Origin of the sequence: Burkholderia sp. D-99 (assembly GCF_011605345.1) — a bacterium.
GTDB lineage: Bacteria > Pseudomonadota > Gammaproteobacteria > Burkholderiales > Burkholderiaceae > Burkholderia.
The window spans coordinates 1,350,534-1,367,282 of record NZ_JAAOXM010000002.1 but is presented as its reverse complement, the minus strand read 5'-3'; the positions used below and the strand labels follow the sequence as shown (position 1 = coordinate 1,367,282).

Annotated in this window: 15 protein-coding genes; 7 read left to right on the top strand and 8 right to left on the bottom strand. The window is 68.5% G+C overall.

Annotated elements, in window-relative coordinates; genetic code table 11:
* Positions 1 to 10: 10 nt before the first annotated feature.
* The 3 genes from HAV18_RS13370 to HAV18_RS13360 all read left to right on the top strand — a co-directional run bounded on the left by HAV18_RS13370 (position 11) and on the right by HAV18_RS13360 (position 2,438).
* A complete protein-coding gene (locus HAV18_RS13370) occupies positions 11 to 1,099 on the top strand; it encodes an iron ABC transporter permease (RefSeq protein ID WP_166956310.1) in 1,089 nt (362 codons plus the stop codon).
* Positions 1,100 to 1,118: 19 nt separating this feature from the next.
* Positions 1,119 to 1,940: a heme ABC transporter ATP-binding protein gene (locus tag HAV18_RS13365; RefSeq protein WP_166956307.1), complete on the top strand. Its 822-nt coding sequence runs from the start codon at positions 1,119 to 1,121 to the stop codon at positions 1,938 to 1,940.
* A gap of 111 nt (positions 1,941 to 2,051) precedes the next feature.
* The gene (locus HAV18_RS13360) at positions 2,052 to 2,438 is read left to right on the top strand and encodes a VOC family protein (protein ID WP_166956304.1); all 387 of its coding nucleotides are present in this window, start codon (positions 2,052 to 2,054) and stop codon (positions 2,436 to 2,438) included.
* Positions 2,439 to 2,525: 87 nt separating this feature from the next.
* Here HAV18_RS13360 and HAV18_RS13355 read toward each other — a convergent pair whose 3' ends face one another.
* Together HAV18_RS13355 and HAV18_RS13350 are read right to left on the bottom strand one after the other, a co-directional pair.
* Complete coding sequence (locus HAV18_RS13355) at positions 2,526 to 3,137, bottom strand: trimeric intracellular cation channel family protein (protein ID WP_166956301.1); 612 nt, start codon at positions 3,135 to 3,137, stop codon at positions 2,526 to 2,528.
* 8 nt (positions 3,138 to 3,145) lie between these two features.
* A complete protein-coding gene (locus HAV18_RS13350) occupies positions 3,146 to 5,254 on the bottom strand; it encodes a penicillin-binding protein 1A (protein WP_166956298.1) in 2,109 nt (702 codons plus the stop codon).
* A 237-nt stretch (positions 5,255 to 5,491) separates the two neighbouring features.
* On the opposite strand from HAV18_RS13350, the gene HAV18_RS13345 reads away from it, so the two are divergent.
* Positions 5,492 to 6,286, top strand: a complete 795-nt coding sequence (locus HAV18_RS13345) for an aminoglycoside phosphotransferase family protein (RefSeq protein ID WP_166956295.1) — start codon at positions 5,492 to 5,494, stop codon at positions 6,284 to 6,286.
* Between the two features lie 526 nt (positions 6,287 to 6,812).
* Here the strand turns inward: HAV18_RS13345 and HAV18_RS13340 are convergent.
* Positions 6,813 to 8,246: an aldehyde dehydrogenase family protein gene (locus HAV18_RS13340; RefSeq protein WP_166956292.1), complete on the bottom strand. Its 1,434-nt coding sequence runs from the start codon at positions 8,244 to 8,246 to the stop codon at positions 6,813 to 6,815.
* Between the two features lie 118 nt (positions 8,247 to 8,364).
* Between HAV18_RS13340 and HAV18_RS13335 the strand changes: the two genes are divergently transcribed.
* Positions 8,365 to 9,291 carry a LysR family transcriptional regulator gene (locus HAV18_RS13335; protein WP_166956289.1) on the top strand — a complete coding sequence of 309 codons (927 nt, stop codon included), beginning with the start codon at positions 8,365 to 8,367 and terminating at the stop codon, positions 9,289 to 9,291.
* Positions 9,292 to 9,442: 151 nt separating this feature from the next.
* Here HAV18_RS13335 and HAV18_RS13330 read toward each other — a convergent pair whose 3' ends face one another.
* The 5 genes from HAV18_RS13330 to HAV18_RS13310 form a co-directional block, all read right to left on the bottom strand.
* The gene (locus HAV18_RS13330) at positions 9,443 to 10,279 is read right to left on the bottom strand and encodes a bifunctional allantoicase/(S)-ureidoglycine aminohydrolase (protein ID WP_126226180.1); all 837 of its coding nucleotides are present in this window, start codon (positions 10,277 to 10,279) and stop codon (positions 9,443 to 9,445) included.
* An 868-nt stretch (positions 10,280 to 11,147) separates the two neighbouring features.
* On the bottom strand, positions 11,148 to 11,585 hold the full coding sequence (locus HAV18_RS13325) for a hypothetical protein (RefSeq protein WP_027790397.1): 438 nt from the start codon (positions 11,583 to 11,585) through the stop codon (positions 11,148 to 11,150).
* 378 nt (positions 11,586 to 11,963) lie between these two features.
* Positions 11,964 to 12,623 (bottom strand): isoprenylcysteine carboxylmethyltransferase family protein, encoded by a 660-nt coding sequence (locus HAV18_RS13320; RefSeq protein WP_166956286.1) that lies wholly within the window; start codon positions 12,621 to 12,623, stop codon positions 11,964 to 11,966.
* 156 nt (positions 12,624 to 12,779) lie between these two features.
* Positions 12,780 to 12,944: a hypothetical protein gene (locus HAV18_RS13315; protein ID WP_166956283.1), complete on the bottom strand. Its 165-nt coding sequence runs from the start codon at positions 12,942 to 12,944 to the stop codon at positions 12,780 to 12,782.
* 260 nt (positions 12,945 to 13,204) lie between these two features.
* The gene (locus HAV18_RS13310; RefSeq protein WP_043181059.1) at positions 13,205 to 13,624 is read right to left on the bottom strand and encodes an HIT family protein; all 420 of its coding nucleotides are present in this window, start codon (positions 13,622 to 13,624) and stop codon (positions 13,205 to 13,207) included.
* A gap of 297 nt (positions 13,625 to 13,921) precedes the next feature.
* On the opposite strand from HAV18_RS13310, the gene HAV18_RS13305 reads away from it, so the two are divergent.
* Together HAV18_RS13305 and HAV18_RS13300 are read left to right on the top strand one after the other, a co-directional pair.
* Positions 13,922 to 15,097 carry a hypothetical protein gene (locus tag HAV18_RS13305; RefSeq protein WP_208101910.1) on the top strand — a complete coding sequence of 392 codons (1,176 nt, stop codon included), beginning with the start codon at positions 13,922 to 13,924 and terminating at the stop codon, positions 15,095 to 15,097.
* 192 nt (positions 15,098 to 15,289) lie between these two features.
* Positions 15,290 to 16,687 carry a serine hydrolase gene (locus tag HAV18_RS13300; protein ID WP_166956280.1) on the top strand — a complete coding sequence of 466 codons (1,398 nt, stop codon included), beginning with the start codon at positions 15,290 to 15,292 and terminating at the stop codon, positions 16,685 to 16,687.
* Positions 16,688 to 16,749 lie beyond the last annotated feature (62 nt).

Here is a 16,749-nt window from a genome sequence, read left to right as displayed (position 1 = left end):
GATCGACCCGATGCGCGCTCATGCTTCGCCTTTTCCCGCGTCGTCGCACGCATCGCGCGCAGGCGCGGCGCGCATCGGCACGTCACGCCGCTTTGCGCCGTTCGCGCTGGCCGCACTCGCCGGCCTCGTATGCGCGATGTCCGTCGCCGCGCTGTGCGTCGGCGCGTATCGCATTCCGCTCGCGGAAGCCTGGGCCGCGCTGACCGGCGATGCGGCCGCGCAGCAGGCGCGCGCGGTGCTGTTCGACATCCGCGCGCCGCGCGTCGCGCTCGCGTTGCTGGTCGGTGGCGGCTTCGGTGCGACCGGTGCCGCGATGCAGGCGCTGTTCCGCAATCCGCTCGCCGATCCGGGGCTCGTCGGCGTATCGAGCGGCGCAGCACTCGGCGCGACGACGATGATCGTGCTCGGCCCCGCCCTCTTTGCTTCGCACGTGAGCGCAGCCGCACTGCCCGTCGCCGCCTTCGCAGGCGCGCTCGCGGTCGCGGCGCTCGTCTACCGGCTCGCCGCGTCGCGCGGCCGGCTGGCGCTGCCGCTGCTGCTGCTCGCCGGCATCGCGATCAACGCGCTGGTCGGCGCGGCGATCGGGCTGCTCACGTTCGTCGCCGACGATGCGCAACTGCGCTCGCTGACCTTCTGGAGCCTCGGCAGCCTCGGCGGCGCGCAATGGTCCGCGCTGGCGGCCGTCGCGCCATGCGTCGCGATCGGCTGCGTGCTGCTCGCACGCGAACGCGACGCGCTGAATGCGCTGCAGCTCGGCGAAACCGAAGCGCTGCACCTCGGCGTGCCGGTGCAGCGGCTGAAGCGGCGCGTGCTCGTCGCGGTCGCGCTCGCGGTCGGCGCGCTCGTGTCGTGCGCCGGCATCATCGGCTTCATCGGGCTCGTCGCGCCGCATTGCGTGCGCCTCGCGTGCGGCCCCGACCAGCGCGTCGTGCTGCCCGGCGCCGCGTTGCTCGGCGCGTTGCTGACGCTCGCCGCCGATCTCGCCGCGCGCACGGTCGCGGCACCGGCCGAAATTCCGCTCGGCGTGCTGACCGCGCTGCTCGGCGCGCCGTTCTTTCTCGCGCTGCTGTGGAAAAGCCGCGGCGCGCTCGGCGGGTAACCCTTTCTTCACGACGACCATGCTGACCGCTCATCACCTCGACGTCGCGCGCCGACACAACGCCATCCTCCGCGACCTGTCGCTGTCGATCGAACCCGGCCGCGTGACCGCGCTGCTCGGCCGCAATGGCGCGGGCAAGAGCACGCTGCTGAAGACCTTCGCGGGCGAGCTGACCGGCAGCGTCGCGCCGACCGGCGTGCGCGTGACCGGCGACATCACGCTGAACGGCGAGCCGCTCGCGCGCATCGACGCGCCGCGCCTTGCGTGCCTGCGCGCGGTGCTGCCGCAGGCTGCGCAGCCGGCCTTTCCGTTCAGCGTCGACGAAATCGTGCTGCTCGGCCGCTATCCGCATGCGCGGCGCAGCGGTGCGACGTCGCACCGCGATCGCGACATCGCGTGGCGCGCACTCGAACGCGCGGGCGCCGATGCACTCGTCGGCCGTGACGTCACGACGCTGTCGGGCGGCGAACTTGCGCGCGTGCAGTTCGCGCGCGTACTCGCGCAGCTATGGCCCGACGACGACGCCACGGAAAGCGGCCCGCGCTACCTGCTGCTCGACGAGCCGACCGCCGCGCTCGATCTCGCGCACCAGCACCGCTTGCTCGATACCGTGCGCTCGGTCGCGCGCGAATGGCGGCTCGGCGTGCTCGCGATCGTCCACGATCCGAACCTCGCCGCGCGCCACGCGGATACGATCGCGATGCTCGCCGACGGCACGATCGTCGCGCACGGCACGCCGCGCGACGTGATGACACCCGCGCATATCGCGCAGTGCTATGGGTTTTCGGTGAAGATGGTGGAAACCGGCGACGGTGCGCCGCCGGTGATGGTGCCCGCGTAGCGCGGGCGCGTGCCGCATGGGCATGGCGTCGCGCGACGTCATGCATGATCGACAGCAACGATTTTTACAACGCATCATTCGCGCTTCGCGCATCCCGTCAAGGAGACCCACGTGCCGCTTCCGATGACCCGCATCATCCTGTACGTCCAGGACGTCGCGTTGCTCAAGACGTTCTACCAACGGTATTTCGATCTGCCCGTCATCGAGGAAATCGAAAACGAGTGGGTCGTGCTCGGCGCAGGCACCATCGAGCTCGCGCTTCATCTCGCCGGCCCGGCGTTCCGCCACGCAGTCCCTGCCGATGCGAAAGCGCACGCGGAAACCAGTCACGTGAAGTTCGTGTTCTCGATCGGCCAGGACATCGGCGTGCATCGCAACCGGCTGGCCGGCGACGGCGTGACGGTGCGCGATCTCAAGCGCTATGACGGGTTCGCGTACACGCTGTACGACGGCATCGATCCGGAAGGCAACGTCTTCCAGGTGATGCAGGCCGACTGACGTTCCGGCCGGCCCGGGCGCTCACCCGAACGCCCGGGCCGGCGCCGCTCGCGCCGTCACCCGCCGCGCGGGTGGCGAGCCCCCTTCTCAATGCTCGAGGTCCGCCGCGCCGTACGTCCGCATCTTCCAGCCGAGCCGCACGGCGAGCATCCGCATCGAGAACCCTGCCGCCAGTGCGACAACCGTCGCGATGCCCGCATCGATACCGAGGTGCTGCATCCCGACATACAGCGCGCCCGTGACGAACGCGACGCTCGCATAGAGTTCCTCGCGCAGGATCAGCGGCATCTCGTTGCACAGCAGATCGCGCAGCATCCCGCCGCAGACACCCGTAATCGCACCGGCCAGCACGACGATGATGGGCGCGGTGCCCGTCGATGCACCGATGTCGCAGCCGATGATCGTGAAGGCGGCGAGGCCGATCGCATCGACGGTGACGAACAGCGTCTTCATTCGCGCGACATGCCGGGCGACCCAGGATGCGACGGTTGCCGCGACGAGCGTGATCACCAGATATTCGGGATGCGCGATCCAGCCGAGCGGATAGTGGCCGAGCAGCACGTCGCGCACGGTGCCGCCGCCGAGCGCCGTCACCGCGCCGACGAGCGCGAGCCCGAAGCGGTCCATCCCGCGCCGCATGCCCATCAGCGCCCCCGACATCGCTTCCGCGACGATCGCAATCAGATAAAGCGTATGCATGGTGCGCGTCAGTCGTCGGTACGAAACAGGTCGAGCACGCGTTCGCGCTCGGTCGCGTCGACGGCCGCGGGCATCGGCTCGTCGGATTTGCCGCTGCCGGCCGGTGCATCGGGGGCATCCGCCGTCGCCACACCGCCGCACGCGAACCGGCTGCGAATGTACGACGGCACGTCGGCCGTGCACGTGCCGCGCGTGTATTCGGCGTAGACGAAATCGCCGTCGACGAGCGCGACGTCCTGTGGCGGCGTCGCGTCCACCGGTGTACGTCCGTCGACGGCCGTCTTCATGTAGTCGAGCCAGACCGGCAGCGCCAGCGTCGCGCCGGTCGCACGCCCCATCGGACGCGGCGTGTCGTAGCCGAGCCACGCGACCGCGACGATGCCCGACGAGTAGCCGGCGAACCACACATCCTTCGAGCCGTTCGACGTGCCCGTCTTGCCGGCCGCGTCGTCGCGGCGCAGTGCGAGCGCACCGCGCGCGGTGCCGGCCTTCACGACGTCGCGCAGCATGCTGTCCATCATGAATGCGTTGCGCGCCGACACGACGCGCGCGCCTTCAGGCATCGTCGCCTCGTACATCGCGCCGCCGTGACGCTGCTTCACCGACAGGATCAGGCGCGGCTCCATCCGCGTCCCGCCGTTCGCGAACACGCTGTACGCGCTCGCGAGTTCGAGCGGCGTCACCGCGCCCGCGCCGAGCGCGAGCGGCAGCGACGCCGGATTGCGCTGCGCGTCGAAGCCGAAATGCACCGCGTGCTGCTGCACGTAGCGCGCGTCGGTGGCCTGCATCAGGCTGACCGCGACCAGGTTCTTCGAGCGCACGAGCCCGCGCCGCACCGGGATGAAGCCCTCGTAGTTGTTGGCGAAATTGCGCGGACGCCACGGCCGCGCGCCGGTTTCCTCATGGGTGAGCGTGCGCTGCGTATCGTCGACGAGCACGCCCGGGAAGTAGCCCTTCTCCAGCGCGGCCGAATAGACGAACGGCTTGAAACTCGAACCCGGCTGGCGATACGCCTGCAGCGCATGGTCGAACACGTTGCGGTTGAAATCCGCGCCGCCGACGAGCGCGAGCATGTCGCCGGTGGCCGCGTCGAGCGATACGAGCGCGCCTTCGAGCCCGTTGCGCGCGTCGCGCTTCGCGGCCGGCTGCCGGCTTAGCGTGCGCTGGAGCGCGGCTTCGGCCGCGCGCTGGTCGCGCATCGAGATCGTCGTCGTCACGTCAAGGCCGAGCGTATAGGCGTCGTCGTGAAAGCGCTCGACCATCATGCGGCGCGCACGTTCGGCGACGTACGGCGCGGCGACGATCCCCGGCGGCGGCGTGGTCGCGAGCGCGATCGGCGCGTCGACGGCCGCGCGGTACGTCGCGTCGTCGAGCTGGCCGAGCGCATGCATCCGCCCGAGCACGTAGTTGCGCCGCGCGGTCGCGCGCGCCGGATTGACGACCGGGTTGAACGCGGACGGCGCCTTCGGCAGCCCCGCGAGCACGGCCGCCTCGCCCGCGTTCAGCGCGTCGAGCGGCTTGCCGAAATACACGTTCGCGGCCGCTGCAAAACCGTACGCGCGCTCGCCCAGATAGATCTCGTTCATGTACAGCTCGAGCAGCTTGTCCTTGCTGTATTCGCGTTCGAGCTTGGTCGCCATCAGGATCTCGGCGAGCTTGCGGCTCAGCACCTTGTCGCGCGTCAGGTAGAAGTTGCGTGCGACCTGCATCGTGATCGTGCTGCCGCCCTGCCCCGGCTGCCCCGTTACGACGTTCGCGAACGTCGCGCGCGCGAGGCCACCGACATCCACCGCGCCATGCTGGTAGAACTTCGCGTCCTCGGCCGCGAGCAGCGCCTGCCGCATCAGCGGCGGGATGCGTTCGAGCGGCACGAACTCGCGCCGCTCGACGCCGTATTCGGCGAGCAGATCGCCGTCGCGTGAAAAAATCCGCAGCGGCAGCGCGGGACGATAGACGGCGAGGTGCTCGACGGACGGCAGTTGCGTCCAGATGCGCTGGATCGTCCATGCGCCGATGCCCGCGCACGCGAACGTCAGGCCGAGCAGCACGCCCGCGAGCGTGCGCCATACGCGGCGGCGGCGCGGCGGCGGCGGAGGGGATGCGGTGTGGTCGGTCATACGGGCTCCTTCTTCGATGCTGCGACGGCCGGCACGCAATAGGTGCCGACCGGTCACGAAAGGCGCGCATTGTCGAAGGGATCGCGCGAAACCGGAACATTCTTTAGCCAAAGTTTGGCTGGCTAAATTTTATTTAGGAAAGCGTGCCGCGGCCGGTCACGCCACACCTGCGACCGCGTGACGCACCGTCGGACGAACCGCGCTGCACGCGATCCGGTTCGCCTGTAGCATCGTGTGATGTTCGATCGATACCTCGGCCTGTGGGGCCTCGTACCCGACGGCGGCCCAATCCTGACCGCGAGCGGCGGTCTGCTGCCTGTCGTCTGGCAAGCACGGCCCGCGATGCTGAAGGTCGCCACCTGCGACGAAGAGCGTCGCGGCAACGCGCTGATGAACTGGTGGAACGGGCATGGCGCCGCGCACGTGTGGCGGCACGACGGCGACGCAGTCCTGCTCGAACGCGCGCAACCGGCACCGACGCTGGCCGCCTTGTCGGCATCGGGCCACGACGACGACACGATGCGCATCGCATGCAGCGTCGTCGCGCGGCTGCATGCGCATCACGCGCCGGGGCCGGTTTCGGTCGTGCCGCTCGACGACTGGTTCCGTTCGCTGCTGTCGGACGACACCGACAACGACGTGCTGCGCCGCTCGGCGGCGATCGCGCGTGAGCTGCTGGCCGGGCCTGGCGTCGACGAAGTCGTCCTGCACGGCGACATCCATCACGGCAACATTCTTCATTTCGGCGATCGCGGCTGGCTTGCGATCGACCCGAAAGCGCTGCGCGGCGATCGCGCGTTCGACTACGCGAACCTGTTCTGCAATCCCGCGCACGACATCGCGGTCGATCCGGTGCGCTTCGCGCAACGCGTCGTGTGTGTGGCCGAAGCCGCACAACTCGATCGCCGCCGGCTGCTGCAATGGATTCTGGCGTGGGCGGGCCTGTCGGCCGTGTGGCTGAGGGAGGACGACCTGCCGCCCGATACGTCGCTGGCGGTCGCGCAACTCGCCGCACACGCACTGGGCTTGTAGGCGCGCAACGCAGCAACATTTGCCAGTGGCCGTGCATCGTCTGGACGCGCCACATGCGTCTGTTCCGCCTCCGAGGCTTGCCATCACCGGCAGCGCCTTTTCACCTGCGACACGTGTGTGATGCAGCCGCATGAGATGCGCAACCGCCACTGCGCAACGTATAGGGGCGTCGAATGCGAGTGCCGGCTAACGCACCTCTGCTTGGGCTCCCGATCACCGGCGATACATGTGTGATGCAGCAGCATGAGAGACGCAAACGCCCCTGCGCGACGTACAGGGGCGTCGAATGCGAACGCCTGCTAAAGCACCGAGGCTTGGGCTCCCGATCACCGGCGATACATGTGTGATGCAGCAGCATGAGAGACGCAAACGCCCCTGCACAACGTACAGGGGCATCGAATGCGAGTGCCTGCTCACACGCCCCGGCTTGCGCTCCCGATCTCCTGCGATACATGTGTGATGCAGCAGCATGAGAGACGAAAACGCCCCTGCACGACGTACAGGGGCATCTAATGCGAGTGCCTGCTCACGCACCGCGGCTTGCGCTCCCGATCAGGGTCTTGGGCTCCAGATAAGCGCTGATGCCCCACCGGCCCATTTCCCGCCCCAGCCCCGAATGCTTGAAGCCGCCGAACGGTGCAAGCGGCTCATGGGCCAGCGTATTGACGAGCACCCGGCCGGAATCGATCTGCAGCGCCACGCGCTCACAACGTTCTGGGTCCTTGCCCAGCACCACCGCGCTCAGGCCGTAGCGAGTATCGTTGGCAATGGAGATTGCATCGGCATCGTCCTCGTAAGGGATGATGGTCAGCACCGGGCCGAAGATTTCTTCCTGCGCGATCCGCATCCGGTTGTTCGCCCGGGAAAAGACCGTGGGTTTCACGAACCACCCGGCGTGCAGACCTTCCGGCCGCCCCTCACCGCCCGCCAGCAGCACTGCGCCTTCTTCCTGCCCGATACGGATGTAGTGCTGCACCCGCTCCCATTGCTTCGCGCTGACCATCGGCCCGATGTCGGTGCCGGCATCGCGCGGATCGCCGGAGCGCACGTGCGCCACCGCCTGCGTGATCACCGCTTCGAATTCCGCGAGCCGATGGCGCGGCACCAGCACCCGCGTACCCGCGATGCATGCCTGGCCGCTGTTCATGAATCCCGCCTGCAGCACGAGCGGGACGACGGCTGCGAAATCCGCATCGTCGAGCACCACCGTCGGCGACTTGCCGCCGAGCTCCAGCGTCACGCGCTTCATCGTGGCCGCGCCGGCGCTCACCAGATGCTGGCCCACCGCCGACGAGCCGGTGAACGAAATCTTCGCGACATCGGGGCTGCGCGAAATCGCGTCGCCAACCACGTCGCCGCGCCCGTTGACGATGTTGAACACCCCCTTGGGCAAGCCCGCCGCATGCAGCGCCTCGGTGATGACCTGCGTCTGCATCGCACTCATCTCGCTGGGCTTGATGACCGCGGTGCAGCCTGCCGCCAGCGCGGTGGCCAGCTTGTTGCAGATGAACCCCGCATCGCTGTTCCAAGGCGTGATCAGGCCGGCCACGCCGACGGGCGTCATGATCACGCGGGCCGAGCCGGCCTGCTCCTCGAACTTGAACGTCTCCAGCGCGGCGATGGCCTGCCGGATGGTGTCGGCCGGATAGGTCGCCATCCAGCGGCCGCGCTCGACCGGCGCGCCGTATTCGGTCACGACCGCCTCCATCAGGTCGTCTTCCCGCGCGACGACGGCGTCGCGCATGCGCTCGAGCGCGGCGATCCGTTCTTCCCGCGTGGTGCGCGACCAGCCGGGAAACGCAGCCTTGGCCGCGGCGATCGCCCGCTCGGCATCCTGCGTGTCGCCGAGGCGAACCTGGCCGATCACCTGCTCGGTGCTCGGGTCGTGCAGGTCAAACCATTCGTCGCCGTGCGGCGTCACGAATTCGCCGTTGATGTAGATCTGTTCGATGCGTTGCATGGTGCGTACTCCTGTTCGCGTGTCCGACAAGCCGTCATGACACGCAGTCTAGGAAACCATTACTGTTCTGATAAGCTGCCTTATCGCTGATGACTCATCCCGAAAATCAGGACAATCGATGCACCGCACCGGAATGACCGAGCTGGAAGTGGTCCTGGCCGTCGCGCGCCGCGCAAGCTTTCGCGGCGCGGCGCTGGAGCTGGGCATGTCGACGACGGCGGTGAGCAGCGCCGTGGCCGGGCTGGAAGCGCGCCTGAAGGTGCGCCTGTTCAACCGCTCGACGCGCAGCGTGTCGCTGACCGATGCGGGCCAGCGCTACGTGGAGCGCATCGCGCCCGCGCTCGCCGAGATCACGAGCGCCGGCGAGGAAGCCGCCACCGGGCCCGGCACGCCGAGCGGCACACTGCGCATCAACGCGCCGCAGGGAGCCGCGCATCTGTTGCTGGGGCCGCTGTTCCATCCGTACGCGCAGCGTTATCCCGAGGTCCGCATCGACATCGTGAGCGAATCGCGCCTGATCGACATCGTCGCCGAAGGGTTCGACGCCGGCATCCGTCTGGCCGAATCGGTGCCGCAGGACATGATCGCCGTGGCGCTGTCGCGCGATATCCGCATGCTGGTGGTCGCCACGCCCGAGTACCTGAAGCGCCACGGCACGCCGCGCCATCCGCGCGACCTGCTCGAGCACCAGAGCATCGGCATGCGCATGTCCCACGGCGGCATCTATCACTGGGAGCTCGAACGCAACGGGCAGAAGCTGCAGATGGACCTGCCCGTGCGGTTCGCGCTCAATGAACTGGCCGCGATCAAGCAGGCGATCCTGTTCGGGCTGGGCATCGGCTTCATTTCCGAATGGTTCATCGACGAAGAGCTGAAGACCGGCGCGCTGGTGCCGGTGCTGAAGCCGTGGTGCCCGTCGTTCGGCGGGCTGCGGCTCTACTATTCGGGCCATCGCTTCGTGCCCGCGCGGTTGCGCGCGCTGATCGACCTGGCGCAGGAGCTGCGGCTGGTCGATGCACCGTTGAGCGAAGGACGTGCGGGTTGACGCACGGGGCCCGCGCCGTCATCCGGGCACGGCTGAGCTGCGGGCCTTGCAATCGACATGCGCACCCGGGCACCTCGTACAAACGCCGCGCAATGAAAAAACCCGCCGGCATGCACCGGCGGGCTTTCACATTCGACTGCCGACGCGGCGTTTAACGCGCCGGGTTCAGCGTCAGGTTCATGTGACGGTTCACGTCTTTGTACAGCAGGTAGCGGAAGCGGCCAGGGCCACCCGAATAGCATGCCTGCGGGCAGAACGCGCGCAGCCACATGAAATCGCCCGCTTCGACCTCGACCCAGTCCTGGTTCAGGCGATAGACGGCCTTGCCTTCCAGCACGTACAGCCCGTGCTCCATCACGTGCGTTTCAGCGAACGGAATCACGCCGCCCGGCTCGAACGTCACGATGTTCACGTGCATGTCGTGGCGCATGTCGCTCATGTCGACGAAGCGCGTCGTCACCCATGCGCCGTTGGTACCCGGCATCGGGATCGGCTCGACGTCCTGCTCGTTGGTCACGAAGGCTTCCGGCAGCGCAATGCCGTCGACGGCCTGGTAATGCTTGCGCACCCAGTGGAAACGCACCGCGGCATCGCTGACGTTGTGCAGCGTCCAGTCCGCACCCGGCGGAATGAACGCGTAGCCGCCCGGCTTCAGCGTGTGCTTCGTGCCTTGCAGCGTCAGTTCGGCTTCACCTTCGACGACGAACAGCACGGCTTCGGCGTTCTTGTCCTGCTCCGGCTTGTCGCTGCCGCCGCCCGGGTTCACTTCGACGATGTACTGCGAGAAGGTTTCGGCAAAACCCGACAGCGGGCGAGCGATCACCCACAGGCGCGTGTTCGTCCAGAACGGCAGCCAGCTCGTGACGATGTCGCGCATCACACCCTTCGGGATCACCGCGTACGCCTCGGTGAACATCGCGCGATCCGTCAGCAGATCGGTCTGCGGCGGGTGGCCGCCATGCGGCGCGTAATACGTTGTCTTAGACATAGTGCATCCAGGCAATGGGTTGGTCCGGCCCCGGGCTGCAACGGCATCGGGCGGCACGCACGCGCGTGGGGCGCGCAGGCGGCGGCGGGACATCGTTGCCGGGGTGGCTTGAAGGCGCACGCGCCTTCGTTCGGTCGGCCAGGCTTCGCGACGGGTTCGTCCGGTGCATCGGACGCAGCGGCCCATGCTTGTGGGGCCGGCGACCGGGCCGTGGCGCTCGCGTTCATGCGGCGAGGCGCGGCCTGCGGCACGGGTCGACGCCGTACGCGAGCACTGCCGACGATAGCGAAGTCGTTCGCAATCGACCAATTAAATGTTGCGATGGATTCCATTCGATTTTCCACTACCGGCCGGCACCCGCGATACGCGGTGAGGTAGCGCGGCGCGGCGGCCCGGCTATCCGGGAAAACCTGACGGGCGGGACAATGCGCACGGCCGCCAGGACGCTTGAAGCGCAGGCGAGTAACCGCCGCCGTTCCAGTCGCGCACGCGGGTCGCGATACATCTGGTTACGCAGATTGGAGGCAGCGACGCGTGCGAGGCTGCAAAGCCGCTCCGCGCCGATCATGCGCCGCCGTCAGGCCGGAACGGGCCAACGAGGTCGAACGTAACGCGAATGGGGTCGACGCTGCCCGGACGCATTCGGTCGCGAGAGGCGGTGTAGTCGGGAAACGGGGAAATACAGCGAGGAGGGAAACTTGCCTGCCCGTCGATCGGGTATCTGGCCGCGGCTGATGAAGCCGGAAAGCGTTCGCCGGTCTGGTCGGCGATGGCGGCCCGGCGGGCCGCCGGGCCGAATCTCGCGTCGGATGCCGACGCCGTCGACGCGACAGTGCGCCGTTCGCGCACCGTGCCGCGCCAGCGGCGATCAGTCCCAGTCGCGGTGGTGACGATGCTTGCGGTGGCGATAGCCACGATCGCCATGATCGCGTTCGTACGAGCTGCGCGACATGTTGCCGCCGAGCGCCGCGCCGGCGCCGCCGCCGACAGCCGCACCCAGCAGGCCGCCCGTGCGGCCGCCCATCGCGTTGCCTGCCGCGGTGCCTGCGCCGCCGCCGAGGGCGCCGCCGATGATCGCGCCGGTGCGCTCGCGACGGTTCGACGTCACCGCGCCACCCGCGCCGCCGCCGATGGCACCGCCGATCACCGAGCCCGTGCTGCCGCCGAGGGCACCGCCGACCGCTGCGCCGGCTACCCCGCCGAGCGCGCCGCCAAGCGCGTTGTTCATGTCACCAGCCAGGGCCGGCAGCGCAGTCGCGCCGGTCAGCGCGGCGACGACGAGAGCGGGGGCGATTTTCTTCCACATTCCCGTATTCTTCCTTGTTCGCAATCTGGTTATCGAAGGTCCGCTCGGTACGACGATCTGAATCGATCGACGTCGGGTCAGGCATTGTGCCGAACCGCGGACCAATTCATTTCAATGAGCTTGCGGCGAAGAATAGCACCGGTCCCACATCCTTGCCGTGGACATTCTGGTAACAAGTTGTTTACGAATAAGGGACCTGGAACGCCCGCGCCAGAATGCCCGCAAACCCGCGCCGGCATTGGCTCCACGGACTATTCGACCCGGCGGAAAGACTGGCCGCCCACGCGCGGCGTCGCACGTTTGCGACACACGTGGCAACACATCGGGCACGTATCGTGAGCGGACCCCGAAACGACGGCCGGGGAGCAATGAAGAGGGTCAGTACACGCCGGGCAGCAACCGCCAGGTTCGCGCGCAATACGCGTCGTACTCGGCGCCGAATTGCGCACGCAGCAGCGCCTCTTCGGAGCGGATGCGCGCAACGAGCGGCACCAACATCGACACGACCAGCAGCACGCCGACGCCCGAACGGAACGCGAGCGCCCAACCGACCGAATTGACGAGCAGGCCGAGATAGCTCGGATTGCGAATGCGGCGGTAGATGCCGTCGGTCACGAGCGTATGGCCCGACTGGATCGCGACGAGCCCGCTGAAGCGCTTGCCGAGTACGAATACGGGCCAGATGCGCAGCCCGCCGCCCGCGATGTACAGCGCGACGCCGGTCCAGCGCACCGCATCGCCGCCGAAGGTCCAGAAATCGAGCCGGTCGGTCAGTGCGGGCAGGTACGCCAGCAGGAGCCCGCTCACCCCGAACGCCGCGAGCACCCAGCGGTTGTCGCGGTTCTCGCGCTCGCCGCTGCTCAGGTTGGCTTCGGTGAACATCGCCGCGACGACCATCGCGAGTGTCGCGACGGCGACGACGGTCAGCGGCGGATGCGAGAAGAAGGCAGCGAACCCGCCGCTGCCGAGCACCGCAAGCCCGAGATAGACGAGCGTGGAGATGCCCGACAGGGCGGCGACCTTGCGGGTGACTGTCATGGTTGCCTCACCGGAATGCGCTTTCCTGTGAAGTATAGGAACCGCGCACACGTCGCGTAGCGCGCCGCCGTCATGCGGTGCGCGAATCCGCGCGCATCGTCCGGCGCAACGCGGCGCACCTGACCGATGCGGCCAGGGCCCGCGCCCGGTGCCGGATCAGCGGATACGGAAGTTGCCGCCGATCCCGACGCTGACGGGCGGCGCGTAATACGCCGGCGCATAGCCGTAGTAGGCCGGCGCGGGCGCGTAGCCGTACGGCGGCGCGATGTAGCAGCCGGACAGGCCGCCGATCAGGGCAAGCGTAATGAGAAGTCTGGACATGGCTCGATTCCCGGCGCGAAAGACGAATGGCACCTCGCGAAAGCCGCGCCGCCGCGGGATGCGCCGGCCGGCACGAAGAGGCAATCCGCCCTTCCTGTCGCTCGATGAAGCAATGCGCCGAGTCTAGCGCCGGGTGGGCCGGGCCGAGTTTCGCCGGCGGTTACACGTGTTACCTCGCATGACCGCCGAAACAGGCGATGGCGCGGCAGCCGGCGTGCCGTACCGCGCCATGCTGCGCCGCGCCGTGCGTAATCGATGCGTTACACGAAGCGCGCGCGAATGCGCTGCGCGAGCGCTTCGAGCGTCGCCGCGTCGGCGATCTCGCGCGCATGCATCCGCAACTCGGCACCTTCCCAGCGCGGGATTACGTGAAAGTGCACGTGCGGAACCGTCTGGCCGGCTGCCGCGCCGTTGAACTGGCCGATGAACACGCCGTCCGGCTCGAGCGCCGCGCGCACCGCCGCCGCGACGCGCTGCGTCATGCGGATGCCGGCCGCGGCTGCGTCGCCGGACAATTCGAAGATCTGCGCGGCCGGCTCCTTCGGGATCACGAGCACGTGGCCGTCGGCCTGCGGCATCAGATCCATGATCGCGAGCGTCGCGTCGTCTTCAGCGACCTTCACGCACGGCAGTTCGCCGCGCAGGATTTTGGCGAACGGGTTGTTGTTGTCGTAGGACATGGCGTATTCCGATGAGGGTTGGACCGGGAGAGCGGGAGAGCAATGCCGGACGATTATCGGCCGACGGCGGGTCGGATTTCAACTTGTCAGGCCGGGTCCGCCCTTGCGGCGAACAATGAACGCCGGTGCGCACGCAACGTGCTGTAACAGATTGGAATATCCGGCCGTCGCCATCCGTTCATTTCAAGCGCGGGTTCGCGCGACAACCGTACGACCGCGAACCCGCGCCGGACACCCGTCGGCTGCGCAGGCCGGCAGCCGGGATGACTGATCGCGATCATCAACCGGAGTCATGCCATGGACCCTCTCCCCTCCTGTCGTTCACCCGCCGCGACTATGTTCGCGGTTGATCCGCCCGTGCTCGCGCGCGCGCGGCGCACGCTTGCGCACACGCTATGCCGCGCGGCTTGCGGCGCCGGGCTGGTCGCGTTGTCGTCGGCTTTCGCGTGGGCCGGCGGCAGCGACATCATCTTGCCGACCGCGTCGGTCACCGCTTCGACCGTGCCCGCCAACGGCGATGTCAATCCCTACGGCATCGCGTTCGTGCCGCGCGGCGTGCCGACCTGGAGCACGCTGAAACCCGGCGACGTCGTCGTGTCCAACTTCAACGCGGCGTCGAACACGCAAGGCACCGGCACGACGATCGTGAAGCTGTCGCCCGGCAAGACGCCGGCGACGTTCTTCCAGGGCAGCAATCTCGGCCTGACGACCGCGCTCGCGGTGCTGCGCAGCGGCTTCGTACTGGTCGGCAACGTCCCGGCGCCGGACGGCAAGACCGTCGTCCCCCCGGGCTCGCTGCTCGTCATCGGCCCGCAAGGCAATCTCGTCAAGCAACTGGTCAGCTCGACGCTGCTCGACGGGCCGTGGGACATGACCGTGATCGATCGCGGCCAGCGCGTGACCGCGTTCGTCTCGAACGTCCTGAACGGGACGGTCTCACGCATCGAACTGGCGATCGGCAACGACGGTGTCACGATGCTGCCGGGCTCGCGCGTCATCGCGTCAGGCTACGTGAATCGAACCGATCCCAATGCACTCGTCGTCGGCCCGACCGGCCTCGCGTACGACCCGAACATCGACGTGCTGTATGTCGCCTCCACCGGCGACAACGCGGTGTTCGCGATCCAGAACGCCGCGTCGACGAATCGCAACAGCGGCGTCGGCCGGATGATCTACTTCGACGCAGTGCACCTGCACGGCCCGCTCGCGCTGGCGCTCGCCCCGAACGGCCATCTCGTGACCGCGAACGGCGACGCGGTCAACGCCGACCCGCTGCAGCCGAGCGAGATCGTCGAATTCACGGTGGACGGGCGCTTCGTCGCACAGATTCAGGTCGACTCCGTGGCGGGGGCCGCATTCGGCATTGCGTTCGGGCAAGGCAGCAAAGGCCAGCCGCAATTCGCGGCCGTCGACGACAACACGAATACCGCGACGGTCTGGACCCTGCGCTCCGACAACAACAACGCGCAGTGACGCGCCACTTGAACGGGCCGCGCGGGGCCCGTTCGACATCGGCGATCGACACATTCGATTCGCACACGCCGGGCAATCTGCGTGCCGTCGACGCCGCCCGGCATCGCAAGCCCTCGCGATTGCCACCGCCGGCCTGAACCTGCGACACTGCCGGTTCATGTTCTGCCTGCAGACAACCGAGGACGCCCGCGCATGACGATCCCCCTCAAGAAGCTGATCCTGCGCGGCGTCGCGCTCGCGGTCATCGCCGCGATCGGCTACACGGGCCACATGCTGTCCCGGCTCGCGCCGATCGCGACCGGCTATGCGGCGAAGGCGCTGTGTTCCGGCGTGTACGTATCGGGCCGCCCCGCCGCGTCCGTGATCGACGTCGACATCATGGCCGGCGTGCATCCTCTGCTGAAACTGGTACGCCCGTCGATCGATCCCGACCATCGTCGCGCCGTGGCGACCTTCGCCGGCTTCGCCGGGCGCGAAGCCGAGTTCCGGCCCGGGCTCGGCTGCACGCTCGCGATCGGGCCGTCGTCCGGCGCGTTGCCGGCCGCGCTGCCGCCCCTCCCCGATCCACCCGCGCAGCCCGCGCCGGCCACGCCGCCGGCCGGCATCGACGCGCAGAAGCTGCGGACCGCGCTCGACCGCGCGTTCGACGAGCCCGATCCGGCACGGCCGCGGCGCACGCGCGCGGTCGTCGTGATGTGGCGCGGCCAGGTGATCGCCGAACGCTATGCGCCCGGCTTCACGGCCGACACGCCGCTGCCCGGCTGGTCGATGACGAAGACCGTGACGGCCGCGCTGGTCGGCATGCTCGTCGCACAGCACAAGCTGTCGCCCGACGCGGCGGCGCTGCTGCCCGAATGGCGCGGCAGCGGCGATCCGCGTGCGGCCATCACGCTCGACGAGCTGCTGCGGATGACGAGCGGCCTGCAATTCAACGAGGACTACGACGACCCGCTGTCCGACGTCGCGTTGATGCTGTTCACGCAGCCCGATACCGCGCGGTTCGCATCGGCAAAGCCGCTCGCCGCGACACCCGGCACGCAGTGGTCCTACTCGAGCGGCACGAGCGCAATCATCGCGCGCGTGATGCGCGAAGCGCTGGGCGGGAGCGAGGACGACTACCTCGCGTTTCCGCGCCGCGCGCTGTTCGCGCCGCTCGGGATGCGCAGCGCGGTGTTCGAGCCCGACGCGTCCGGCACACTCGTCAGCCCGTCGTACATGTATGCGAGCGCGCGCGACTGGGCGCGCTTCGGGCAGCTTCTGCTGCAGGACGGCGTGTGGGACGGGCAGCGGCTGCTGCCGGAAGGCTGGGTACGCTACCTGACGCGCGCGACACCGCAGTCGGAGCGCCAGGAGTACGGCGCGCAGCTGTGGGTCAAGGTGCCGGAGCCGTTCAACGATCGCGATCCGCATGCGAACGCGATACCGGCCGACGCGTTTCATGCGGTCGGCCATGAAGGCCAGTTCGTGAGCGTGGTGCCGAGCCGTCAACTGGTGGTCGTGCGGCTCGGGCTGTCGCGGCCAGAAGCCGCGTGGAACCACGAGGCGTTTCTCGCGCGCGTGCTCGCCGCGGTGCCGGCGCCCGGCGCGTGACGGCGGGTACGTGGATCGATGAATCAGGCGTGAAGCGGCAGCGATTGCAACACAGCCGCTTC